The 2,677-nt window shown below is 62.2% G+C and carries 4 protein-coding genes; all 4 read right to left on the bottom strand.

Going from position 1 to position 2,677, the window contains the following annotated elements; genetic code table 11:
- Positions 1 to 130: hypothetical protein (locus tag GHO25_RS26675; protein WP_256677334.1), on the bottom strand; the 130-nt coding region annotated here is incomplete at its 3' end.
- A complete protein-coding gene (gene fliH / locus GHO25_RS25395) occupies positions 120 to 890 on the bottom strand; it encodes a flagellar assembly protein FliH (protein ID WP_123752029.1) in 771 nt (256 codons plus the stop codon). The genes GHO25_RS26675 and fliH, both read right to left, overlap by 11 nt.
- Positions 891 to 1,913 carry a flagellar motor switch protein FliG gene (gene fliG / locus GHO25_RS25390; RefSeq protein ID WP_048371424.1) on the bottom strand — a complete coding sequence of 341 codons (1,023 nt, stop codon included), beginning with the start codon at positions 1,911 to 1,913 and terminating at the stop codon, positions 891 to 893.
- On the bottom strand, positions 1,906 to 2,677 hold a 772-nt coding region (locus tag GHO25_RS25385; RefSeq protein WP_306108783.1), incomplete at its 5' end, for a flagellar M-ring protein FliF C-terminal domain-containing protein. The genes GHO25_RS25385 and fliG, both read right to left, overlap by 8 nt.

Here is a 2,677-nt window from a genome sequence, read left to right as displayed (position 1 = left end):
GGCCTTCGGCTTCAAGGGTCAGGCCGACCATGCGCAACAGCCGCCCTTCGACCACCGGCTGGGCCGGCAAAGACACCGCCGGGGCGTAGCCGCTCAGGCGCTTGGCGAAGCTGGTGCGCTTAAGGTGCATGGGGCTGGTCCAGGTCGACGTCGATGTCCGGCGCGGCCGGGTGCAGCGACTGCTCGTGCAGTTGGTCAAACATCTGGCTCATTGCCAGTTTGATCCGCGTTTCGATGCTGGCGTCGATGCGGCTGTGTTCGGTTTCGATGCGGCAGCCGCCCGGTTGCAGGCTATCGTCTTCGACAATTTTCCAGCGTTCGTCATGGCGCTCGCGCAGGGCTTTGATCTGGTCAAAGTCTTGCGGGTTGATAAACAGGCGGATGTTGTCGGCGCCCATCGGCAGCAGCTTCAAGCCGTCGCGCAGCACTTGCTCGATGTGGCTTGAATCGGTTTTGAGCTCGCGCTGGATCACCAGCCGGGTCATGTGCTCGACCAGCCCGACCATGGCTTTTTCAAGCTGCTGGTCCTGCTCGGCCAACGGCGCCAGCAGGCTGCCCATCAAGCGCTCCAGGCTGGCGACCTTGGCATTCAAGGCCACTTCGGCTTCCTGGCGCACTTTGAGCTGGGTACTGTGAAACCCTTCTTTTTCGCCGGTGGCAAAGCCTTCGTTCCAGGCTTCCTGGCGGATGCTTTCGAGCTCTTCGAGGGTCAGCGGCTGGACTTCTTCGAGCGGTACTTCTTCGCTGTCGGCGGGCAGTTCTTCAACCGGTTCCGGCTCGGGTTCTTCGGGTTCTTCCTGCCAGGGGTCAAAACTGGGCAGCCCCCATACGTCGAAAGCACCGACATCCTTGGCGCGGATTACATCCCCGGGTGACTCGCCGTTGCTCACTTAGATCATCTCTTCGCCGCCCTTCCCGCCGAGAACGATTTCTCCGGCTTCGGCCATACGGCGGGCAATGGTGAGGATTTCTTTTTGCGCAGTTTCGACGTCGCTGACGCGCACCGGGCCTTTGGCTTCCAGGTCGTCGCGCAGCAGTTCGGCCGCGCGCTTGGACATGTTCTTGAAGATCTTGTCCTGAACGTTGTCGTCAGAGCCCTTGAGCGCCAGTACCAGCACATCCGAAGACACTTCGCGCAGCAGCGCCTGAATGCCGCGGTCGTCAACATCGGCCAGGTTGTTGAAGACGAACATCAGGTCTTCGATCTGCCCGGACAGGTCTTCGTCGATGTCGCGGATCGAGTCCATCAACTGCGCTTCCATCGAGCTGTCGAGGAAGTTCATGATGTCGGCGGCCCGCTTGATCCCGCCCAGCGAAGTACGCGCGGCGTTGGAGTTACCGGCGAACTGCTTCTCGAGGATCTGGTTGAGCTCTTTCAACGCCGCCGGTTGCACGGTGTTGAGCGAGGACACGCGCAGGATGATGTCCAGCCGCGCCTTCTGGTCGAAATGACCGAGCACTTCGCCTGCCTGATCGGGGTCGAGGTAGGCCACCACGATGGCCTGGATTTGTGGGTGTTCGAAGCGGATCACGTCGGCCACGGCACGCGGCTCCATCCACTTCAGGCTGTCGAGGCCGCTGGTGTTGCCGCCCAGCAGAATGCGGTCGATCAGGCCATTGGCCTTGTCTTCGCCGAGGGCCGACGTCAGCATTTTGCGGATATAGCTATCAGAGCCGACGCCGAGGCTGGTCTGATCGCCGACGATTTCGACGAACTCGCTCATCACCTGCTCGACTTGCTCACGGTGCACGTTGCGCATCTGCGCCATCGCCACACCCACGCGCTGCACTTCTTTGGGCCCCATATGCCGCAACACTTGCGCGGCATCGGCTTCGCCCAGCGACAGCAGCAAAATCGCTGCCTTGTCGACCCGGGTCAGCTTGGCATTGGCGGCAGCTCGGTTATCACTCATCGGCGTTGATCCACTCTTTGACGACCTGGGCCACGCGGCCCGGGTCTTCGGCTACCAGACTCTTGATGGCATTCAGTTGTGCGTCATAGCCTTCGCTCGGGCTCGGCAACATGATGCTTTGCGGCCCGCCCAGGCTCACGCGGTCGTTGGCCAGCTCACCGTCCAGACCGCCCATACCGGCCATTTCGGCATCGCTGCCAATGCCCGCCACCTGCTTGTTACGGCCGTTGCCGGTGATGTTGTTGAGCACCGGACGCAGCACGCCAAACACCAGCACCAAAATGAACAGCACGCCCAGCACTTGCTTGACCACATCCCAGAACCAGGGCTGCGAGTAGAACGGAATATCGGCAATCACTTCGCCGCGCTCGGAAGAGAACGGCACGTTGATCACGCTCACGCTGTCACCGCGGCTGGCATCGAAGCCCACGGCGTCCTGCACCAGGCGGGTGAAGCGCGCCAATTGATCGGCGCTCCACGGCGTGCGGGTGACTTCGCCGTTGGCCGGGTTGACGATGGCCTGATCATCGATGACCACGGCCACCGACAAACGATTGACTTTGCCCTGCTGCTGCTTGGTGTGGCTGATGGAGCGGTCGAGCTCAAAGTTGCGGGTCGACTGCGAACGCTTGTCGGCCGGGTACGGCGCCAGCATTGGCTGACCGGTGGCCGGGTCCATGATTTGCTGGCCGTTGGCATCGAGCAGCGGCTGGCCCGGTTGCACCATGCCTGCGCCTGCCGCCCCGGCCTGGCCGGTTTGCTGC

The organism is Pseudomonas sp. FSL R10-1350 (assembly GCF_009600525.1).
Lineage (GTDB): Bacteria > Pseudomonadota > Gammaproteobacteria > Pseudomonadales > Pseudomonadaceae > Aquipseudomonas > Aquipseudomonas helleri.
The sequence above is the reverse complement of the archived record's forward strand: the minus strand, read 5'-3'. Positions and strand labels throughout refer to the sequence as shown.

Coding starts and splice junctions, on each gene's coding strand:
- fliG (WP_048371424.1), bottom strand. CDS start 1,913: ATGAGTGATAACCGAGCTGCCGCCAATGCCAAGCTGACCCGGGTCGAC.